This is a genomic window from Nitrospirillum karajorum (assembly GCF_036348415.1).
GTDB lineage: Bacteria > Pseudomonadota > Alphaproteobacteria > Azospirillales > Azospirillaceae > Nitrospirillum > Nitrospirillum amazonense_B.
This window is the reverse complement of record NZ_JAZBQB010000003.1, coordinates 378,963-400,083: the sequence shown is the minus strand read 5'-3', so window position 1 is coordinate 400,083 and position 21,121 is coordinate 378,963. Positions and strand designations below refer to the sequence as shown.

At 67.2% G+C, this 21,121-nt stretch carries 20 protein-coding genes; 1 reads left to right on the top strand and 19 read right to left on the bottom strand.

Annotated elements, in window-relative coordinates:
* The 18 genes from UCD39_RS15475 to UCD39_RS15390 form a co-directional block, all read right to left on the bottom strand.
* Window positions 1-1,350, bottom strand: coding sequence for a M24 family metallopeptidase (locus UCD39_RS15475; protein ID WP_330496856.1), 1,350 nt, complete (start codon window positions 1,348-1,350; stop codon window positions 1-3).
* Between the two features lie 95 nt (window positions 1,351-1,445).
* Window positions 1,446-2,459, bottom strand: coding sequence for a phosphotransferase enzyme family protein (locus tag UCD39_RS15470; protein WP_330496855.1), 1,014 nt, complete (start codon window positions 2,457-2,459; stop codon window positions 1,446-1,448).
* Between the two features lie 24 nt (window positions 2,460-2,483).
* Window positions 2,484-3,317 (bottom strand): alpha/beta fold hydrolase, encoded by an 834-nt coding sequence (locus UCD39_RS15465; RefSeq protein ID WP_330496854.1) that lies wholly within the window; start codon window positions 3,315-3,317, stop codon window positions 2,484-2,486.
* An 84-nt stretch (window positions 3,318-3,401) separates the two neighbouring features.
* Complete coding sequence (locus UCD39_RS15460) at window positions 3,402-5,894, bottom strand: TonB-dependent receptor (protein WP_330496853.1); 2,493 nt, start codon at window positions 5,892-5,894, stop codon at window positions 3,402-3,404.
* A 336-nt stretch (window positions 5,895-6,230) separates the two neighbouring features.
* On the bottom strand, window positions 6,231-7,418 hold the full coding sequence (locus tag UCD39_RS15455) for a class I SAM-dependent methyltransferase (RefSeq protein ID WP_330496852.1): 1,188 nt from the start codon (window positions 7,416-7,418) through the stop codon (window positions 6,231-6,233).
* Window positions 7,419-7,440: 22 nt separating this feature from the next.
* Complete coding sequence (locus UCD39_RS15450; protein ID WP_330496851.1) at window positions 7,441-7,785, bottom strand: hypothetical protein; 345 nt, start codon at window positions 7,783-7,785, stop codon at window positions 7,441-7,443.
* 52 nt (window positions 7,786-7,837) lie between these two features.
* Window positions 7,838-8,428: an ureidoglycolate lyase gene (locus UCD39_RS15445; RefSeq protein WP_330496850.1), complete on the bottom strand. Its 591-nt coding sequence runs from the start codon at window positions 8,426-8,428 to the stop codon at window positions 7,838-7,840.
* 66 nt (window positions 8,429-8,494) lie between these two features.
* Window positions 8,495-9,889: an MFS transporter gene (locus UCD39_RS15440; RefSeq protein WP_330498469.1), complete on the bottom strand. Its 1,395-nt coding sequence runs from the start codon at window positions 9,887-9,889 to the stop codon at window positions 8,495-8,497.
* 108 nt (window positions 9,890-9,997) lie between these two features.
* Entirely contained in the window at window positions 9,998-10,966 is a 969-nt protein-coding gene (locus UCD39_RS15435; RefSeq protein ID WP_330496849.1) for an alpha/beta fold hydrolase, read from the bottom strand.
* A 102-nt stretch (window positions 10,967-11,068) separates the two neighbouring features.
* Complete coding sequence (locus UCD39_RS15430) at window positions 11,069-12,037, bottom strand: alpha/beta fold hydrolase (protein ID WP_330496848.1); 969 nt, start codon at window positions 12,035-12,037, stop codon at window positions 11,069-11,071.
* Between the two features lie 14 nt (window positions 12,038-12,051).
* Window positions 12,052-13,203 carry a class I SAM-dependent methyltransferase gene (locus UCD39_RS15425; RefSeq protein WP_330496847.1) on the bottom strand — a complete coding sequence of 384 codons (1,152 nt, stop codon included), beginning with the start codon at window positions 13,201-13,203 and terminating at the stop codon, window positions 12,052-12,054.
* Complete coding sequence (locus tag UCD39_RS15420) at window positions 13,200-13,535, bottom strand: hypothetical protein (protein ID WP_330496846.1); 336 nt, start codon at window positions 13,533-13,535, stop codon at window positions 13,200-13,202. The genes UCD39_RS15425 and UCD39_RS15420 overlap by 4 nt, the downstream gene beginning before the upstream one ends.
* 386 nt (window positions 13,536-13,921) lie before the next feature.
* A complete protein-coding gene (locus UCD39_RS15415) occupies window positions 13,922-14,617 on the bottom strand; it encodes an MFS transporter (protein ID WP_330496845.1) in 696 nt (231 codons plus the stop codon).
* Window positions 14,618-14,677: 60 nt separating this feature from the next.
* On the bottom strand, window positions 14,678-15,130 hold the full coding sequence (locus tag UCD39_RS15410) for an MFS transporter (RefSeq protein WP_330496844.1): 453 nt from the start codon (window positions 15,128-15,130) through the stop codon (window positions 14,678-14,680).
* 58 nt (window positions 15,131-15,188) lie between these two features.
* The gene (locus tag UCD39_RS15405) at window positions 15,189-15,590 is read right to left on the bottom strand and encodes a C-glycoside deglycosidase beta subunit domain-containing protein (protein WP_330496843.1); all 402 of its coding nucleotides are present in this window, start codon (window positions 15,588-15,590) and stop codon (window positions 15,189-15,191) included.
* Window positions 15,591-15,610: 20 nt separating this feature from the next.
* Window positions 15,611-16,510 carry a sugar phosphate isomerase/epimerase family protein gene (locus tag UCD39_RS15400; RefSeq protein WP_330496842.1) on the bottom strand — a complete coding sequence of 300 codons (900 nt, stop codon included), beginning with the start codon at window positions 16,508-16,510 and terminating at the stop codon, window positions 15,611-15,613.
* A 101-nt stretch (window positions 16,511-16,611) separates the two neighbouring features.
* A complete protein-coding gene (locus UCD39_RS15395) occupies window positions 16,612-17,859 on the bottom strand; it encodes an FAD-dependent oxidoreductase (protein ID WP_330496841.1) in 1,248 nt (415 codons plus the stop codon).
* A 171-nt stretch (window positions 17,860-18,030) separates the two neighbouring features.
* Window positions 18,031-18,639 carry a TetR/AcrR family transcriptional regulator gene (locus UCD39_RS15390; protein ID WP_330496840.1) on the bottom strand — a complete coding sequence of 203 codons (609 nt, stop codon included), beginning with the start codon at window positions 18,637-18,639 and terminating at the stop codon, window positions 18,031-18,033.
* A gap of 274 nt (window positions 18,640-18,913) precedes the next feature.
* On the opposite strand from UCD39_RS15390, the gene UCD39_RS15385 reads away from it, so the two are divergent.
* The gene (locus UCD39_RS15385; protein ID WP_330496839.1) at window positions 18,914-19,288 is read left to right on the top strand and encodes a YciI family protein; all 375 of its coding nucleotides are present in this window, start codon (window positions 18,914-18,916) and stop codon (window positions 19,286-19,288) included.
* A gap of 19 nt (window positions 19,289-19,307) precedes the next feature.
* On the opposite strand, the gene UCD39_RS15380 is transcribed toward UCD39_RS15385, so the two are convergent.
* On the bottom strand, window positions 19,308-21,002 hold the full coding sequence (locus UCD39_RS15380; protein ID WP_330496838.1) for a carboxylesterase/lipase family protein: 1,695 nt from the start codon (window positions 21,000-21,002) through the stop codon (window positions 19,308-19,310).
* Between the last annotated feature and the right edge of the window lie 119 nt (window positions 21,003-21,121).

The window sequence follows — 21,121 nt, the reverse complement described above, 5'->3', positions numbered from 1 at the left end:
TCAAATCGTGATGACGTGTTTGCCGAGGGGGTGGATGGGTTCCGCGCCGTCCCGCGTGATCACCACCAAATCCTCGATATGCACCGATCCCCCGATGCCGGTGTCCAGCGAGGGGCAGTCGACGCTCAGGATCATGTTCTCTTCCAGGGTGAGGTCGTTCTTGCCGTAGAAGCCGCCGCGCACCTCGCCCGGCTCGTCGGTGTGCATCAGGCCGACGCTGTGGGGGCCGAAGGTCACCAGGTCGCCCGCGCCGGTCTTGCGCAGGGTGTCCAGGCCGATGCGGCTGACTTCGGAGAAGCGCAGGCCGGGGCGCAGCTGCTCGCGGATGGCCTTCCAGCCGGCCTGCGCCGCGTCCGCCGCGCGGACCGCCGCCGCCGCCGGCTCGCCCACGAACACGGTGCGGGCATAGTCGCCGTGGTAGTTCTGGAAGTGGCCGACGCCGTCGAAGAACAGCGACTGGCCGTCACGCACCGTATCCGACGTGGGCAGGTCGGAGGAAACGCGGTCGATGGTCATGAAGACGGCCCGGTTGCCGCGCCGGGCGCTCTCCACGGCGAACAGCCGGCGTAGATCGCGGTAGTTGGCGCCGGCCCGCACCTGGGCGACGACGGCGTCGACCGCCGCCGCGTTGGCCTGGGCGCCGCGCCGCATCAGCGCCAGTTCCAGGGGCGACTTCACCACCCGGATCCAGCGCAACAGGTTGTCCGCCGGCACCAGGCCACCCGGCCGTTCGTGGCGTTCGCACACCATGCGGACGACCTCATGGTCATAGCCCAGCCGGCCGGACCACAGGCCCAGGTCGCGCAAGGCCCGGACCAGGGCGCCCCCGCTGTCCGCCATCAAGGGACGGGTGCGCAGGGCGGCGTCGGTGCGGTCGCGCCGGCGTTCCTCGACCTGGGTCAGAGGGGCGGCGCCCCTGTCGGCGAACAGACCGGCCCATGGGATGGCCGTCCGTTCCCGTCGCGCGCCATCAGGGCCCGTGTCGCCAGGGCCCTCATCACCCGCGTCCTGGAACAGGTAGGCGGCGACGCCGTCGCGCGGGCCGCCATCGACGAAGGTGTAATAATAGATGAAGTGAGAGGTGACGATGGCCGGCGCCTGGCGCCGGTCGCGGGTCAGGATGGCGAAGGTCGTGGGCGGTTGGCCTTGCCGGGTGGTCCCGATCTGCGGCCAATAACCCAGCGCGTGAAAGACATTCAGGGGATCGCCCAGCACCAGGCCGTCGACCCCGAACCGCTCCATGACATCGTAAGCCCGGGGCAGATTCATGGGGCCACCCTGTTGCAGCCCCTGCAACAGGGCATCGTCGTCGGCCATGAGGGCGGCGATCTGGGCGCTCAGGTCATCCATGAAACACCTTGGGGGAACACCTTGAGGGGGAAAAGCTCCGGGGGCCGGCGGCGCAGGGCCGGCGGGGACAGGCCCCCGTCCGGCCCGCGCATCCGTCACAGCAGGCCCAGGGGACGGGCGCGGGTCTTGATGTAGTCGCCCAGCCAATCCAGGTTGCGGAACCGCAGGGTGCCCCGGCCCACGGCGGCCGAGGATTCCGCCATGCCCGCGACCAGGCGGAAGGCCTTGGTCATGAGGAACAGCTGGCCGTGCTCCTTCTCCGCCTTGGTGAAGGGGCGGACGGTCTCATAGCCCCGCTCGAACGCCTCGCCATAGCTTTCGGAGAAGCCGTAGAACAGGTTGCCCCAGACGAAGTTCTTCACGTCCTGCATCAGGTAATCCTCACCCGTCCCGTCGAAATCCAGGAAGGTGATGCGCCCGTCGTCGGCGACGTGGACATTGCTGGAGTGGAAGTCGCAGTGGCATATGCCCATGGGCACGTCGTCGGACCGGATGTCGATCAGGCGCTGCGCCAGGCGCTCGCTGATGATGGCGTAGTCCCGCAGATCGTCCGGGCGGTCGTAGACGAAGTTGAGCAGCGCCGGAACGGTGACCTTGAAGCGCACCAGGTTGTCGGTAGGGAACGGGCGCCCGCCATTGTAGGCGATGCCGTGCAGGTGCATCTGGGCGAACAGAGCGCCGATGCGCTCGGCGTTTCCGATGTCCAGGCGTTCGGTGAACTTCTTGCCCGGCGCCCAGTCATAAAGGGCGATGGCGCGCGGCCCCTCGGGCGAGTCCAGCTTGAAGTACAGCTCCCCATCCCGGGTGCGCACGCCGGCGGACGCGGGGAAGCCTTGCTGGCGCAGGTAGTCCAGGAAGTTCAGCTCCGTCGCCACCTCATCCACGTCGCGGTAGGTCTTGCGCCAGACACGCAGGGCGTAGCGCTCTTCCGCCCCCTGGACCAGGTAGACGTCGTTCATGCCCCGGTACAGCAGGAAGGCGTTGATGGGACCGGCGATCGGGTAGCGCCGGGCCACCTCCGCCGCCAGGAAGTCCGGGTCCATGACCGAGTGGGAGATTTTGGCCATGGGCAGGGCGCTCTGCGACGGCACGGCGGCGAGGGCGGTCATTGGCAAACTCCTAACAATCGGGGATCAAGGCTGGTCAAGGAAGCGGCGCAACTCGACACCCATGCGGGTGACAGCGGCCGGAAGGTCGAAGATGTCCCGGTCCCATTCCGGCATCTCGACGATGCGGTGGTCGGGCAGCAGGGTGGCCGCGGCCAGGGAGATGTCGCGGATGTCCTCATTGGGCTGAAGCACCAGCACGGGCTGCGTCACCAGCGGCAGGCGGGGCTGGTACTGGTAGCTCCACACCGCGACGTAAGCCCACTGGCTGCGGTCCATGACGCGCAGCTTGTCGACCCAGTTGTCGGCGGCGCGGCGCAGGGGAACCCCCGCCGCGCGCGCGGTGACGACGTAATCCCAAAGGCGCTTGGCCATGCCCAGCGCCACCTCGCCCGCCTCATCCAGGGGCGGGGCGGTGTTGGCGACCTCCAGCAAGGCGGCGGCGTCCTCTGCCGTGCGCATGGGCATGCCGGTCACGGCGAGGCGGCGCACCAGGTCGGGCCGGGCCAGCGCCGCCTCGATGGAGAGGAGGGCGCCGGTGTGGAAGCCGTAGACGTCGCAGCCTTCTGTGGCCGTCACGCCCAGGTCCGGCAAGACCTCCACCATCGCCGTGGCGTAGCCGGCGATGGTGAGCGGCGCCGGTGGCCGATCGGACATGCCATAGCCCGGCGTGTCCAGCGCCAGAACCACCCGGTCCGTGGCCATCTCGGCGATCAACGGTTCATATTCGAAGGACGACGACGGGTTCTGGTGGAACAGGATCAGGGGGCGGCCCACCGTCGGGCCTGCCGGGCGGGCGACGCGGTAGTGAACCTGGCCGTACCGGCCATTCGTGTAGCCGCGGGTGATGGCGACGCTCATGGAAAAGGCGCTCCGATGCCACCCCGTCGGGCCGGGGCGGGAGAGGCGGACGGCGCCTTGGCGGCCGTCCGCTGATGTCGGGGATCAGAACTTGTAGCGGACCTGGAGGCCGAACGTGCGGCGTTCGGGCAGGCCGACCACCAGCGCGGAAAGGGTGCTGGTGTAGGCGAAATTCTTGGTGAAGATGAACTGGTCGCTGATCGACGTGTAGGTCGTGTTGTCGAACAGGTTGTTGATGAACACGTCGGCGGAGATGTCGCCCTGGGTGGCGCCCAGGCGGACGTTCACCGTGTGGCGGTCCGGGGTCTTCACGACGTTGGCGGCGTTCGACCACACCCCGGACTTGTAGATGTAGTCGGCGCGGGCGAACCACGTGCCGTCCGTCCAGCCCTTTAGGTCACCGTTGTACTGAAGGCCGGCGTTGGCGGAGTACTTGGAGGTGTTTGGCATCTCCTTGCCGCTGAAATCGCTGACCCCGGTCAGCTTGGTGACGGCGGTCGACCGGTACGACTGGATGTCGGTATCGACCAGGGCGGCACCCAGGTTCAGGGCGATCTGCTTGGTCAACGCATAGGTGCCGTCGAACTCGATGCCCTTCAGATCCACGTCGCCGGTGTTGTCGTAACTGGTGATGGCGAAGGCGGAGTTGGTGACGGGATCGATGCCGGACAGGTTCAACGAATTGATCTGGTTGCGCCACTGGGCGTAATAGCCGTCCAGGGTGAAGCGCAGGCGGCCATCGAACAACCGGCCCTTCAAGCCGATCTCATAGTTGGTCACCTCTTCCGGGTCGACCTGCACCTTCAGGCCGGCCGCCGCCGCCGCGCGCTGGGTGGCGGCGGAGGAGGAGATGAAGCTGGTGTTGAACCGGCCGGGGTTCACACCCTTCGCATAGGAGGCGTAGGTCATCAGGTCATCGTTCAGTTGGTACTGCGCGATGAAGCGGGGCATGAAGTTTTCGTAGGACTTGCTCAGCATCAGCGAGCCGCCGGGATAATAGCCGGCCGGGACGAAGGCGCTGGTGGTCGCGGTATAACCGCTGAGCGGCGCATAGGCGAACAGTTTGTCGATCTGATAGCGGCCTTCGGCGCTGAGGCTCAGGGCGTCCGTCACCTGGTAGGTGATGCCATAGAAGGCGCTGGAGGTGCGGGACCGCGTCTCGCCGTTGGCGCTGAAGAAGGCGGTCTTGCCCAGGGCGCCGTTGCCGCCGCCATTGCCGGCCTGCGTCCAGGCGTCGATGAAGTTCACGCCGCCGGTGACGCGCAGGGGGCCGCTGTCATAAGCCAGGCGCAGTTCCTGGGAAAAGTCGTCCGTCTTGCGCTCGACCAGATAGGGATAGTCGAAGTAGCTGCGGGCACCGGCCGGGATGGAGCCGAAGCCGTTGTTCGGGATCGAGGTGTCGCCGTAATTGTCCAGGTCGACCAGCGCGCTGTACTTCTCGCTGTTCACGCCCAGCAGATAGCTGACGGTCAGGTCGGTGTCGGGGATCTCGTAATCCGCCGCGAGGTGGCCATGGTAGAAGTGGCGGACCAGGCCGTAGCCTTGCGTGCCATCGGAAGGCGACAGGAAGCGCCCGTTGGGCAGGGACAGGAAATTCTTGATGTAGCTGTCGGTCAGGGTGGAGGCCGACGGGGTAGTGGACGTCAGCGACGGCGCGGTGCCGCAGAAGGTGGGGTTGCCGTTCAGCGTGCAGTTGGACTGGCCCTGGACCACGACTTTGCCCGAGGCGTTCGTGACCGTGTAGGCGGAGATCAGGCCCTGGGCGGAGGGGCCGTCGTCATCCTTCGACAGCAGGCCGAAGGCCTTGATCGTCAGGCCCTCGATGGGCCTGAACACCAGCATGAGGGTGCCGCTGGTGGTGGACTGGTCGCCCAGGGTTTGGCTGGTGTTGGAGGCGTTTTCGTAGGAGCCGCTCTTGGAGAAACGGTCGCCGGTGACACGGAAGGTCAGCTTGTCACCCAGGATGGGGCCTTCCAGGGCGGCGCTCATGCGGTAATTGTCGCGGGTGCCCACCATGACGCTGGCGCTGCCGTGGAATTCGTCGGTGGGAACCTTGTTCACCACGTTGAAGGCGCCGGCGAAGGTGTTGCGGCCGAAATAGGCGCTCTGCGGACCCTTCAGCACCTCCACGCGTTCCGGATCGGAAATGGTGGTCAGCGCGGAGGCGGAGCTGACGGGCACGCCGTCGATGAAGGTCGCGACCGTGGTGATGTCGACGATGGCCGGGGCGAAGCCGCGGATGACCATCTGCTGGAAGGAGCGGTCGCTGCGCCCGGCGGCGTTGTTGGTGACGTTCATGCCGGGGGTCTGGTCGGCGATGTCGTTGACCGAGACGACGCCCCGCTGCTCGATGGTGTCGCTGGTCAGCACGCTGACGGCGACGGGGGTCTTGAGCACATCTTCCGACCGCTTGCGCGCCGTGACGACGATTTCCTGCAGTTCCCCGAAGTCCTCCGCCGGGGTGGCGGCTTCGGCGGCGGCATGAGCCATCGGTGGGGCGATGGCGAGGCCGGAAGCGATGCTAATGCTGAATAAAGAGGCGCCAATCAGCGCGGTGCGCTTCGTTTTATTGACCACGGAAGTCTCCCAGTTTTTGAGTGCTCTCTTCAGGCCACTAATTTTTATTGGTGCCGCTGGGTAATTCTGTGAATCACAAACAGCGGGTGAAACGCTCCTGTTGGGGAAACTGCCAGATTTCCCCTTTTCCTCGGTCTTGTGCCGGAATTAGGTTTGAGGATTAATTGTGAGGCCGGACGACGCAATGCTGGGGATGCCGCTGACCGCCAGATGGATCATCCGGTCGCTTGTTCGGACATGTCACGGCGGGGAAGGGGCCGGGCGGTGGCATGAAAAAAGGAGGCCGGGACGATGCCCGGCCTCCTGCCATCATCGGTGCGACCGGAACGCCGGCCGTCAGTTCAATCCGGCGCTCTTGATCGCGGAGCAGACGTACCAACTGCCCAGCAGGGTGCGGCCCTGGGGATCGCCTTGGGTGAAGAAATCATCCCGGCTGGCGCGGGCCCCTGCTACGCCCTTGCGATAGCCGACGATGACGTCCCCGCCCTTGAAACCGGCGCCTACGCTGGTGGCCACGTAGTCCACGCGGCTCAGCGCCGCCATGAACGGCTCGTTGTTGTAGTGCGATTCAAAGTCACAACGCATTTGCTCCCAGAGACCCAGATGCTCATGGCGCGGCGGCACCTCGACATGGGCCATCACCCCCCCTGGCCGCAGCAGGCGATGGCATTCCGCGAAGATATTGCGCATGGCGGACGCCGAGGTTTCATGCAATAGCGCGGAAGAGGTGATGAGGTCGAAGCTGCCGTCCTCGAACCGGGTGCGCTCCGCGTTCTGTTGGCTGAAATGGATGGCCTGGCCCATGGCTTCGGCGCGGGCGTGGCCGTAGCGCAGCATGGGTGCGCCCACGTCTATGGCGTGCACCTCCGCGTCGGGGAAGGCGGCGGCGATGGCCACGGTGCTGTGCCCGACGGAGCAGCCCAGATCCAGGATACGGCGGGGCTTGAGGTCGGGATAGAAGTCGCGCAGGTGGGCAACCAAGGTCTGGCCGCGCCCGTCGTTCTTCCATCCGCCGTTCAGGTTGCGCAGATAGGTGGAGGCGAAGCGGTCATACAGGGCGCCCGCCCGGAAATCCTCGGCCGACGTGTCAACGTGATAGCTGCCGGGCATGCGGTGATGGTCGAACGCCGCGATGTAGCGGGGTATGGCCAAGTCCGGGTCCAGTGTCAGCGAGCCGCGCGGCGCCGCCGTTTGTTCGGACACGGCGTGGGCCAGGGTGTCGTACTGTCGATCCACGCTGGCGCCCAGGGTGCGCCAAATCTGATCTTGATAGAAGAAACTCAAGGACAGCCAGTATTGGTGGAAGGGCTGATCTTCCAGCGCCGCCCGCATCTGGGCGCTGGACTTGGGCGGGGCGCCCGTCTTCGCCTCGATCTCGGGAACGATCACCTCGTTCACCAGCCGCTTATCCAGCGGGTCCATGTTCTGAATGGTCCACAGGCGCATGGCCAGGAAGTGATCTTCCATCGCCTGTTCGTCATGCGTCGCCTGCGGCATGACGGCGTGTCCGAAATGGTCGGTCATGATGCGTCCTCCGAGGAAAGGGTCAGTTCGTCGTCACTTCGTCCAGCACGGTGTCGTAGTCGCGCTGTTCCCTCAGGCTGTCCGGCAGCAGCTTGTCGCGGGCCACGCCCAGGACACGGTCATAGGCCAACCGCCGGTAAGCGGCGCGATAGGCGCGCGCCTCCGGATCGGGGCGGAAGGCGTCGACGTCCACAGGTCCATAGCCGCCGGCAAGGCGTTCGTGGGCGTCCAAACGGTCGCGCAACACCATCACCTCGCCCAGCAGCGCCATCACCATGGCGCCCAGCGCGTCGGTAACGGGGTCCTTGAATATGGTCGGCTGGCTGCCTTGGGCGCGGCTGACCCGTTCCTGGTTCTTGCGTTCCATCGATCCCTGTTCCTTTTCCCGGATTGTGAGAGCCCCGCGCGGGGGGCCGTTGTCAGGCCCGTGCCGCCGGTGGGACAAAGCGGATCAGTGTGCCCGTGCGGGCCAGGATGTCCTTCTTGTCCAGGTCGGGCCCGAAGGCCTCGTCGGTCACCGCGTCGCGCTGGTGCAGGTCGTAACCCGTTTGGCTGGACAGGATGACGACCACGTCGGTCGCGTCCTCCACCGCGAACGGGAATTCATGCCAGGTGCCCAGATGCAGGGTGAAGCCGGCGCTACCGTCGAACAGGAAGGCGCGGGCCTGCCCCAGGTCGGGCAGGTCGCCATCGGACGGGGGCGCCATCACGACGACGAAGGGCTTCCCAGCCAGCGGGATGAAGGTTTGGGTGTGCTGGAAGTGGCGCTCCATGTAGCGCACCTCCGGTGGGCGGGTGTCCACCGTCGCCAGGCTGATGTCCACCGGATGCTCGCAAGCGAAATCCACCGGATAGCGCATCAGGACCCGGCCCTTGTAGAAGTCGACCGGGACGGGCTTCACGTCGGCGGCTCGGCCCAGGATGCGGCCGAACGCGGCCAGGGCCTGCGGTGTGGCGGGCTCGACGGTCAGGGTGACGACACCCGCGGGGGCTGGGGCGGCCTGGATCATTGAAGCTACCTCGTTCAGGAAGGCGGCGCGGACGCCATGACGGGGAAGGGCCGGTCGCGTCGGCCGTCAGCGGTAGGAGCCCACCCTCTGGCCCTCGGACGCCAGCAGCATGGCGGCGGCCTCGCCACCCGCCCGGCGCTGGCGGACCATGCCGCGCCGGGCCAGCACGAACAGGGCGCTGCCGCCCAGCAATGCTGGGACAACGACGATGGCGATGGAGTAGCCGACCATCGTCGGGTTCCGGAACAGGCGGTCGGTCAGCGTCGCCACCAGCAGCGGGCCCAGGGTGGCGCCGATGATGGTGTTGACCAGACCGCTCAGGGCGATGGCGCCGCCGCGCATGGTGGGCGGCACGATGGACTGAAGCGTGGCGAAGGTGGTGGCGCCCAGCACGGCGAAGATGGCGCTGCTGCTGGCCACCAGGAACATGGCGAAGACGGGGCCGGGCACGAACACGGCCAGTGCCGACGGGATGGCCAGCAAGGGGCCGACCATCAGGATGCCGAATTTCGCCATGGCCAGGGACCGGCGGGCGAAGTGGTCGATCATCAGCCCGCCCACCAGCGGCCCCAGGAAGGAAAAGGTCATGGAGAATGGCCCGAGCCAGGCGCCGATCATCGCCGGTCCCAGCCCGAAGGCCCGCGTCAGCATGGCGGGCGACCAGGCGGCGGCGGCATAGGCCGCCATGAAGCACAGGGCGAAACCCAGATACAGGGGGACTAAGACAGCGCCGTTGCGCTTCAGGAAGGACAGCTTGTCGGCCAGCGACGTGGGGTCCGCCGTCCCCTGGATGCCCCGGCGGGGCGGCTCCCGGGTCATCAGCATCATGGCGACCACCGCCAGGCCCAGGGTGCCGCAACCGATGAAGGCCACGCGCCAGGGGGCGGCGTCCTGCAACAGGGGAATGCCGGCGAAGCGGCCGTTGGCCGCGGCGGCCATGATGAAGCTGGTCAGGGAGATGGCCATGCCATTGGCGACGGCTTGGCCGGTGAGGAACAGGCTGAGCGGCTTGCCCCGGCGATGGGGCGGGAACAGGTCGGCGATCAGCGATACCGCCGCCGGGCCCAGCGCCGCTTCCCCCAGGCCTACCAGCAGGCGGGAGGCGAACAGCTCGCCGAAGGTCGCCGCCAGGCCGCCGCCAATGGTGGCCAGGCTCCACACCAGCACACCGACGGTGACCAGCAGGCGCCGGGACACGCGGTCGGCGATCAGGCCCAGGGGGATGCCCACTGTGGCGTAGAACAGCCCGAAGGCCAGGCCCTGCAACAGACCGATCTGGAAATCGGCCAGGCCCAGGTCATGGCGGACCGGGTCCACGACAATGTTGATGATGCCGCGATCAATGATGGACACGATGGCCGCCAGGAATAGGACGGTGACGGTCCACCACGCGGTGCGCCGGCTGGGATAATCCGCCTGGTCGGCGGCGGAGACAGGGGCCAGGGACTCTTCGGAAATCATCGTCGTCACCGCATGTCTCCCACTGCATGTCTCCCACTGCGGCGGGCAACCCGGCGGGATGCCTCGCCTGTTCACGTGCCGGGCCCGAACGATGGGCGGGGCGGGGCGTCACGGTGCCGCCGCGGGCGGCGGCAGCGTGCCCAGGAAAGCGCCGAGGTCGGCGGCGAACCGGTCCGGGGTTTCCCACATCGGCCAGTGGCCGATGCCGGGGTAGTGGATCAGCTTGACCTGGGTCCCGGTGAACCGCCGCACCGACGCATCGGCGCTTTGCGAGATCACCGTGTCCTCATCCGACCATTGCAGCAGGACGGGCGCCCGAACCTGACCGGCCGTGGCCCCCACGTCCGTGGTGCGGAACAGGGCGATATTGGACTTGAGGTAGGCCTGCTGGTTGGCGATGGCCCCGGGAAGGTTGGCCATGTCGTACATGACGCCGGCCAGATAGGGTGGCACCTGCCAGCCGGGGTGGGAGGTGTCCTGCAGCACCAGGCTATAGAAGAACCGCGGGTGGTAGTCGGGCAGCACCGCGTTGTGGAAGGCCAGCATCCAACGGATCCGCCAGTCGACCTGGCGGGTCTGGCTGGGGCGTTCCAGCGGCAGCATGGAAAAGGCCATGGCCCGGATGCGGTCGGGATTCGCGGCATTCAGCTCCAGCGCCACGTTGCAGCCGTTGGATGTCGCCACCACGGTCAGCGGGCCAACCGCCAGTTGGTCCAGCACCAGGCCCACCAGCCGCGCGGCCTCGGCGGTGGTGTAGCCATGGGGATTGGGGCCGCTGAGGCCGTAAGGCGGCCAATCCACCCGGATCAGGGTGTAACGGTCCGACAGGCGGTCCACCAGCGGGTCCCATTCATGCAGGTTGACGCCGGTGCCGTGCAGCAGCAGCACGGGCGGCCCCTTGCCCTCCACCCGGACATGCAGGGGCACGCCATCCACGGTGATGAACCGGGAGGACGGCGCCTGCGCGTAGCGTGTGATCGCCGCCGCGCGATCGGTGGCGAACCAACCCAGCTTGGCTGGAACAAACCATGCGAGGAACAGTGCTAGCGGCAGCCCGACGCACGCGCCGGCCGCCACCCCAATCCTGCCAAATCTCACGACGCCCTGTCCTTTGTTTTTAAAAGGTAATCTTAATGCACAAGGCCGTTTTTATTGTCGCGCCCCATGGCCGCTGGCGGCCTATTGGTCCCGCCGGAGATAGGCGTCCACCAGGTCGGCCACGCGCTCCGGCACCTCTTGCGCCGGGAAGTGGCCGGCGGTGTCCAGCCAAACCACCGAGCGGCTTTCCGCACCGGCCAGATAGTCATAAAGGGCGACTTCCGCCGCGGGGGGCAGCACCGGGTCGCGCCGCCCCCACAGGATCAGGACCGGCGCCCTCACGGCGCTGAGGTGATCCATGGTCAGTTGCTTGTTGGCGGTCAGGGCGTACAGGACAAAAGGATTGGGCTCGGGCGCCCGCAGGCCGGTGGTATAGGAATAGTTCACCGTTTCCCGCGTCAGGCGCTTCGGCTCGCCCCACAGGTAGGTCATGTAGACCTGCCAGTATTGCAGGTCGCGATAGCCGATGGCTTTGGCCCGGGCGATTTCGACATCCAGCGCCGGTGTCGTCTGTATCTTGGCTTCCGCTACGGAATCCGCCGGGGTGTTGGCCAGGATCAGGGCCGTCACCCGCTGCGGATAGGTCCCCGCGAAATAGTAGGCCAGCGTGCCGCCGCTGGAGGTGCCGAACACGGCGGCCTTGTCCACGCCCACCTTGTCCAGCAGCCGCGCCACCAGGGCCTCGGGCGTGCCCACCGTGCGGGCCGCGTCGTCGCTGACTGGGCCCGACAGGCCACCCGGCGGCTGGTCGAAGCGGATGATGCGATAGCGGTTCTTGAGCCGCGCGACCACGCCGTCCCAGGCGTTGAGGGTACCGTTGGACCCGTGCAGCAGCAGCAGCGCCGGGCCCTTGCCCTCGTCGCGGTAGCGCACCTCGACGCCGCCCAGGTCGGCGTAATGGTCGCCCGGCGCACCCAGGCGCTGGCGCAGCTCCGCCAGGGACAGCCGCTGCGGCGCCGGGGCTTCCGCGGACAGGGCGGGGCCGGCGCCGGCCAGCCACGCCGCCGCCAGCAGCAGCGCCGCACGCCGGCGGGCCGCGCCCATGATCATGACGCCTCTTGCCATCATGCCCGTCCCGACGCGACGAACCAGGAGCGGAAGACGCCGTCCGACGTGTCGCCGAATTTCCGGGGCGCAGTCCGGCCGTTGAAGGCGGTCGCCTGATAACCCGTGCGGATGTCGGTGAATCCGGCCGCTCGCATCAATTGGCCGTAGTCGGCGGTCAGGGCGCCGCGCCAGTTGGGTTCGTTGTTGAATTGGGCCTCCAGTTCCGAGGACAGCTCCTGCCAGATGTCGCCCAGGGTGTGCAGCAGCGGCACCTCCAGATGGACGGCGATCCCGCCCGGCCGCAGCAGGCGGCGGCTTTCCGCCAGGATGTTGATGGCGGCTTCCGGTGAGGTTTCGTGCAGCACGACGCAACTGTAGACCACGTCGAAAGAGGCGTCGGGGAAGGTGGTCCGTTCCGCGCTCTGTTGCGAGAAGTGGACGGCGGCGCCCAGATGCTCGGCCCGCGCGTGGGCATAGCGCAGCATGGAGGCGCCGACATCGATGCCGTGCACTTCCGCCTCGGGGAAGCAGGCCGCCGCCGGCACGGTGCTGGTGCCGATGCCGCAGCCCATATCCAGGATGCGGCCGGGGTTGATGTCCGGCGCGACGGTCAGCAGGTGGGCCATGGCGGTATGACCGCGCAGGTCGTTCAGCATGCCGCCGTTGCGGCCCAGCATGTAGACCGCCCCGCCCCGATCCATCACCGCGCCCTGCAGCACCGAACCGTCGTCATGCGCGTTGCCGCCGGGCATCAGGTGGATATCGCCCCGCGTGATGTAATCGGGCGCCACGAAGTCCGGGTCCAGCGTCAGGGTGCCCTTGGGCGCGTCCACCGCGGCCAACGCCTCTAACTGGTCCGCCTGCCGTTCCACGCAGTCTTCCACCGCCGCCCATAGCTGGCGCTGGGATTCACGCTTCAGGCTGAGCCAGGTCGTGAAGCTTTCGAAGGACTGCATGCGGTGGCGCAGATCGTCCACCGGGCTGTTGCTGCCGCTGCCCGCAATGGTGGGCACGATCTGTGCCGCGATCTTCTGCTGCGCCGGTTCCAGCGTCTGGCCGATGAACAGCTTCAGGTCGCGGACGAACAGCTGCTCCACCAGCTCATCATGGGTGGGGACCGCGATCATGGGGTGCGCCAGGGCGGCGCGGGATTCGGCGATGCCGCTCATGCCTGCATCTCCTGGCCGCCCATCGCGTGGGACGCGGCCGCCACATCGGCCAAGGCGGCCTCTTGCAGGGGGCGGAAGACCTTGTTCAGGGTGTGCTGGCGCAGGCCGTCCCGCTCGGCCTGGGCCGCCGCGTCGGGTGAGAAGGAGTCCACTGCGCCCGGCGCCAGGACCCGGGCCGCCACCAGCAGGCGCTCGCAGGTGTCCAGCCGCGCCCGCAGGACGGTCACCTCCGATGCCAGCGATACGATCATCGCCAGCGTCTGCTCATCAACGCTGCTTCTGCCCGGAATGGGGTCGAGCCGGTTGGGCGTGCGCGGAAGCCTGCTTTTCACGTGAACCTCACCATTTTATTGGTTGCCCGTTTTCCATCCACCGTGACCGGGCTGAGCCATAGGCTCCCAGGAAAGCCCCCTGCGGGACCCATGCCGGACGATTTCGGGATTTTGGCGCATCCGCGCGCATCCGGGGCCGCGTTCCAATGGTTTGTCCACCAGATGGATGCGGGGCAGACCGTTTTCGCCAGCGCATGGACATCGCCAGGCACGGGACAGCTGTCTCGAAACGGCCGTCCCGGTGAGGTTCTTGGGTGAGGTTCGTGTTTCTTTTTATTTTGGCCGATCGGCAGGGCGGCCGTCAGCGGCAGGGCGGCCGTCAGTTCCTGGTGTCTGTCCAGACGGACCGCGGCGCAATCCATGCGGCCACCGTCGATGCCGTCTTGTCAGTCCGTCCCTCTCCGGCCGCGCAGCACACAAGCGAGCGCGATCAGGGCGCCGGCCAAGGCCGCGCCGCCCAGCACGCCGAACGCGCCCTGCATCGTGCCCGCCACGCCTTTGGCGGCGGTGACGAACAGCGGGCTGGTGAACTGCCCCAGGAAAAAGCAGCCGGCCCAAACACCCATGCCTCGGCCACGATGCTCGGCCGGCAGCTTCGACACCGACCACAACACCAGGGCGGGGATGGCGATGCCTGCGCCCAGTTGCTGGACGAAGGCCGCCGCCGTCATCGTCGTCTGGTCGCCGGCGATGCCGATGCCGACCAGGCCCACCCCCAGCAGCAGCAGGAAGGCCAGGATCTGTTGCGGCCCCGTGAAGCGGCCGGACAGCCACTGGAACAAGGCCGCGCCCAGAAAGACGCCGATGCTGGCGATGGAGATCATCAGGCCCACCGTCTGGGGCGACGAGACCCCGACCTCCCCGAAGGCGAGGCCGACCTGGACGATGTAGACATAGTAGAGGCTGGCGGAGAACAGGGTGACCAGGCTGGTGATGACGACGTCGGCCCAGGGGAACGCCACCTTGGCGGCGCCGGGTCCGGTGGCGGCGGCCGCCACCACCGGCTCGTAGATGTAAACGACCATGGCCAGGAAGATGGGGAAGGCCACGGCGTAGATGAGGAACGACGCATTCCAGGTCATGGCCGTCATGTAGCCGGACAGGGCGACGACGGAGGTGCCGAAGACGGGTCCTACCAGTCCTTAAATCGTCAGCCAGGTGCGCCGCTGATCATGGGCGAAGTAGTCGCCGATCAGCGTGTTGGTCACGGTGAGGATGCCCGCCTCCGCCATGCCGAGGGCCAGGCGGGACGCGATGATCAGTTTCAGGTCATCCAGGAAATAGGGGGCGATGCCCAGGAAGCCGTAGACCGCGGTGGCCCAAAGAAGCAGCCGGCGCCGGCCATAGCGGTCCACCACCCATCCCATGAGGGGCGATGTCAGGGCGATCATCAGGCCGGGGGCCGTCACCAGCAGGGGCACCAGCGTGCCCACCCCGGGAACGGCGCCGAAGCGCTCCATGATCTTGGGCACGGCGGGGGACAGCGCCACGATGGCAAGAATTGGGAGGAAGCCGGCCAGGACGACCAACACCCCTTGCCCGACGCCGGCTTGGCGCCTGGCCGGGGTCTCCACGGACGTGTTCACGGCCACCATGGGCCTCCTCCCTTATTATCGTGGCCGGGCGGCCGATGGCGCCGCCCGGCGGGCTTGCTCAAAAGACGATGGTGGCGGTCCGCGTCTCGCTGATGACGCTGGGCTGGAATTCGATGGGGATGTAGGACTGGCGGATGCGCACCGCGACCTCGACCCGGTGAACGCCCACCGGCAGGCCGCCTGGTTTGGCCACGATGACCGTGGCCAGTTCGTCCAAGGGCCAGCGGTTCTCGGTCTCGGTCCTGAGGGTCGCCAGGTCATACGTCTTGCCGCCGACCGCGATCAGATTGTCGGCGTGGTCGAACCGCTCCCCATTCACCGTCACGTCCACCCCATCGACCAGGCTGAGGCGCTGGCCGCGGTAGTTGGGGAGGCGGATTCGCAGTTGGAAGCCGCTGGGCGCGTCGGCGGGACCGATGTTGCGGAACCCGCTGGACTGCATAATGGATCGTTCAAGCATGGCTGGGCTTTCCCTCAGGCTCAGGCGGGGCGGGTGGAACGGTCGTGGTCCCGCTCCAGCTTACGGATCAGCGCATGCTGGCGGCGCACCTGCTCCAGCGACCGCCAGGGCAGCCGTTCCCCTTCGTATTCGCTGGAGAGGTAGCCGGCGTACCCGGCCTTCTTCAGCGCCGGCACCACCTTGTCCCAAGGGATCTGCTCATCGACGAACTGGTCGTTGATGTTGTGGAACTTGGCCTGGATGAAGACGACATATTGGATGATGTCCTCGATGTGCTCCGGCGGGACCTTGCAGCCGTCCAGGTAGCCGGGCCGCATCGCCGGATGTTCGCCGGGCTGCGGCGGCAGCGGCCGGTCCTGGAAGACGCCGGTGTCCAGCAGCAGGCCGAAATGCTTGGTCCCGGTGCGCTGGATGAAGTCGACGTAGCTGTCCACGACGGGGTGGCGGATCGGCGTCGGGCTGTGGATCTCCGGGCAGATGACGACGTCGCGGCGTTCCGCCGTCTCAAGCGCGCGGACGATGGTGTCCTCCCAGATGGGGTCCGGCACCAGGTCGAGGGACACGACGCCGATCTTGGGACGCACGAACTTGAAGCCCAGCCGCGCGGCCAGCTCGATGTCACGCACCAGGTGCCCAGCCGCTGTCACGGAATCCAGCGGCCGGTCCAGGCGCAGCCGGGTGTCGATCCAACAGCCATAGTTGGTGGGCTCCAGCCCATGCCGGTCCAGCAGGGTGTACCAGCGGTCCACCCAGGCGGGGTCGGGGTCGGGATAGCCCGGGATGTGCGCCTCGCCCAGGATCTCCACGCCGGTAGCGCCCATGTCCGCGATGGCGGCCATGGCGTCCTCCAGCGTCATCACCGTGTTGAGGTCGTCGGTGAAGCTGTAGAGGGAAACGCCGTATTTGAATTTGGCGGTCAATTGGTCCTCCTGCCGCGCATGGATGGGGGGCGGACTGTCATTTCGCTTTGGATGCCGACGATGCGCGATGGTCGCGGCGGTGTTTCATTGGGCGACCGGACTCACGGGGTCGCCCGGACCGGCACGCGGTGCCGGTTGGCCGCCGTCTCGAAGGGGGGCGCGTCCTCGATTTCCGCCAGCTGCGACAGGATGTGGCCGGGCATGGCGTCGCCCACGAACTTCTGCAGCACCGGTGTGTGGTCGAAGACCCAGTCCCGCACCGGACGCAGCGCCTTGGGCATGTGGTGGAAGGCGCGGCCGGTATGGTACGCGCCCTGGCTGACCTGGGCGGTGTGCGGCTTGCGCCTGTCCTCGTACCGTTGCAGCGCCTGGCGGACCGCCTCTGTGTCGGAGAGCGACACGGCGTCCAGTTCGCGGGCCAGGAAATACCCGTCCTCGATCGACATCCCGGCCCCATATGCCGCATAGGGGGAGGTGGGATGGGCCGCGTCGCCCGCCAGGGTGACGCGCCCCTTGGACCATTGCTTCAAGGGTGGGCGGTCCCGGATCTCCCACCGCTGCAGATGGGCCACGGGGGTCGCGTCGATCAGATCACGCACCCGCTGGGTGAAGCCCCTGGCCCGCTCCCTGCTGTAGGCGAGAAGGTCGCCGGGCGGTGGCTGGGAGGGGTCGCAGGCCTCCAGCACCCACCACTCATAGCCCCATTTCCCCTCGTGCCGGATTGGGGTGTAGCTGACCTGGGTGGTGCGGTTGTGGGCAATGACCCCTCGACCCTCCGGCGGCGTATCCAGAAACAGATAGCCGCCGACCAGATGCAGGCGCTGGTGGCGGATGGGGGCGTCGCCCCACAGCCATTTGCGGACAAAGGAGTTGATGCCATCGGCGCCGACCAGCACATCGGCTTCGAAATTCGGGCCGTTGGCGAAGGTCAGGTGGACCTTGCCGCCCCCATCCCGCACGCCGGTCAGCGTGTGATCCAGGCGCAGGACGCCCGGGGGCAGGGCATCGACCATGCGCTTGTAAAGTCCCCAGCGCAGCAGGCCGATGAAGCCCCCGCCATACTCCCGCTCCACCTCGGGCGGCAGGATCACCTCGGCGCGGACCTTGCCGTCATGACGCTCGAAAAAGGTACGGCAGGGGGCGCCCAAATCCTCGGTATCGACCCCGATGAGCTTAAGTATTTTCTGAGGTGGTGGCCAAAGGTTCAGAATATTGCCGGCGGCCTTGATTTCCGTGGCCCGCTCGAACAAGGCGACGTTGAATCCCAGTCGAATAGCGGCAAGTGCCGCGGCCATGCCTCCGGGCCCTGCGCCCACGATGGCGATGGTTCCCTTGATGGACGTTCCCATCAAGCCCTCCCGTTTTATTGTCGGATTTCCCGGATTTTTTGGCCGGGGATATGTGCGTCAACCAATCTAAGCAATGCTTAGATTAAGCCATGCGGCCTGTCAAGTGGGTGTGCGGGGCGGGAAACAGATTGGGGGAGGAGGCGCAGCGGGCAGGTCGGCGGGATGGCGTGGTCAGCTGCCGGCCAGGGCGCCCCTGACAACGGATTTCACGACGGCGTCGGCCGCCTCCTGACCCATTTCGTAAGGCTTCACCATCTGCTTATTGCGCAGTGTGGCGAAGCCGTAGAGCGTCGACCAGACCGCCAAAAGCCGGAACGAGAACTCCTCTTCCGACATCGACGGCACGGCGGTCATGATGGCGTCTTTCAGCAATGAGAACCCGCGAAACTGTGCTTCCCGGATCGCGGGGTCCAGTTCCGGCCGGGTGAGTTCGCTCTCGTACATCAGTTCGAACAGCCGGGGGTTTTGTATCGCGAACGTCAGGAATTGGTGGCTGGTCGCCGTCAGGTATTCCACGGGGTCGGATGTGGCCCGTTCTTGTTCGACGCTCGGGCGGATCAGACGCTCATAACCCTCCAGGGCCAATGCCAGCAGCAGCGAACGGCGGTCGGCGAAATGATGGTAGGGCGCGCCGGATGAAACGCCCACCCTGTTCGCCAGGGTGCGGACGGAAAGCGTATCGTGCCCGTGCTCGGCGACGTATCCCAGCGCGGCCTCGATAAGGTCCCGTCGGAGATTTTCCCTGTGATACTGGCTCGAAGCGGCGCTCTTTCTGGCCATGGCCTTCCCCGGTGACATGGATTGGATGGGCCGTGCGCCGAAGTTTTGCTGTCAGGCAAACATCACGCGCATGGTCGCGCCGTCTCGCGGGGCCCCCGTCTTGCTGTAACGTGGTGGTGCCGACCCGTCAACGCTGCTTGCCCGGCCATCTGTCAATGGGGCGCCGCCGGCCGGTCCGTGGGAAAGTGGGCCGGCGGGTGTCGGTTTGCTATCGCCCCGTTCGTCGTTCCGATGCCGGGCCGTCGGCCCGGCCCAACCCCAAGGGAGACTGGCGATGCGCGTGATGGTGCTGGTGAAGGCGACCGAGGACAGCGAAAGGGGGCTGCCGCCCAAGGACTGGATGGATGCGATGATGGCGGCGATGGGCCGCTTCAACGACGACCTGCGCGAGGCCGGCATCCTGGTCATGGCTGAAGGGCTCACGCCCAGCGCGCGGGGCAAGCGCGTGGCCTTCGATGGTCCGCACCGCACGGTGATCGACGGCCCGTTTCCCAACCCGCGCGATCTGGTCGCCGGCTTCTGGCTGTGGGAGGTCAAGGACATGGCGGAGGCGGTCGCCTGGGTCCGGCGCTGCCCAAACCCCATGATGGGCCCCAGCGAGATCGAGATCCGGCCGCTGTACGGGCTGGCGGATCTGGGGGCGGCCTGACGGTAGCGCCTGCAGGCTGTCACACCCCCATCGCCTGCCACATCGCCCGTTCCTGACCGTCGGGGTCGAGGGCCATCTGGCATTGGCTGTTCAACAACATGACGGCGCGATCCTTGATGTCATACCGGGGCCAGGCGGGCTGCCCGGCGGCGGTGGGCACGCCGCTGCGGGCGAAGCTGGTGAAATAGCCGCTGACGGCATTGGAGGCTTCCACCAAGCCAGGGCCGTCACCCTGCAGGTCCGGCATTTCCGTGTTCAAGAAGGTGACGGAGATGTCGGTGGCGTGGCCGGCGCGCAAGGTCCAGTCCGTGCCCTTGATGGCGATGTTGGACGGGAAGTCGTTGCGGTAGCGATAGACGGGGGCCGCCTGCGCGGCCTTGCGATCGGCGATGGCGACGGCACCGTTGCCCATGCTGATGGCGGTCTCGATGGCGATGCCCTGTTCCACCGGCGTGGCGTCGGGCCGGGTCCGCCGGTAGGTTGCCAGGACACGTTGCGCGTCGTCGCCCAGGGCACGTCGCATATGGGCGTCCAGTCCGGTGGCATCCATGTGGAAAAACGCCGGGTGGTCGCGTTCGAAAAAGGTGGCCTCATCCCGCATGGTGCCGATCAGCAGCGGTATGCTGGCCGCGATGGCGGGCGCCGCCGGGTCGAAAGGATCATGGGGCAGTATGGTCCCGTCCACCACGGGACCCCATCCGCCGGGCTTGGCGGCGCGAAGGGCCGCCAGGCTGGGCCGGGGCGGGGGATGGCCGGCCTGCCATTCCGGGGTCGGCACGGTCAGGGGCCCTTGGCCCTTTTCGGCGGCCAGTTGCAGGGCCAGCAGCTTGTCCGCCGGCACGTCGTGCAGCCTGGTGAAATCCTTGGGTGCGATATCCAGCGCCGCCAGCACGCGGCGGGTCGTTTCCGTCGCCACCTCCCTCGGCAGGCCACGCAGCAGGTGGCCGCTTTGCAGGCCGGCCTTGTGGTACAGCCCTTGGGAGGCCGGCATGGCCATGATGGCGCAGGTCTTGGCACTGCCGCCGGACTCGCCGAAGACCATGACATTGCCGGGGTCGCCGCCGAAGGTGGCGATGTTGTCCTTAACCCAGCCCAGCGCCGCGATAATGTCGAGGATGCCCTGATTGCCGGAAGTGGCGTAGTCCGCACCCCCCAGGTCCCCCAGGTAAAGATAGCCCAGCAGCCCCAGCCGGTGATTGGTCGCCACCACCACCACGTCGTAGGTCGCGGCCAGGCGGGCGCCGTCCTGGATGCGCTGGCCGCCGCTGCCGGTGGTGAAGCCGCCGCCGTGGCAGTAGACCATGACCGGCCGCTTGGCGCCGTCGTTCACCGCCGGGGTCCAGACGTTCAGCACCAGGCAGTCTTCGCTGTAGGCGGGTTCGTGCTCCCCGTAGGTGGTGCCCGGCCCTTGCAAGGCCGGCGGGCCCAGCAGCGTCGCGTCCCGAACCCCCGTCCAGGGTGACACCTTGGGCGGGGCCTTGAAACGGTTCGGACCCGAGACGGGACCCGCGTAGGGAATACCCTTGAAGGCCAGCGCGCCCCGACTGTGTCCACCCCGCACGCGGCCCCCTGTCGTTTCGACCTCCACGAACGGTCCCACCGTCCTGGTGAACCAGATGCCGTCGTCGGCGCGGGCGTGAACCCCGAAATAGGGGGCGGTCGCCACGGCCGCACCCGCGCGCAACACGGCGCGGCGGTTGAGGGATAGGGGCACGGTTATCCTCCCGTTTCATTTTATGGGCCGGCAACGGGTCCCGGCCAAGGAACCAGCGGCGGCCTTCCTGATAACGGTAACATAAATGCCGCGATGGGCAACCGCCTGGGCGGCGGGAC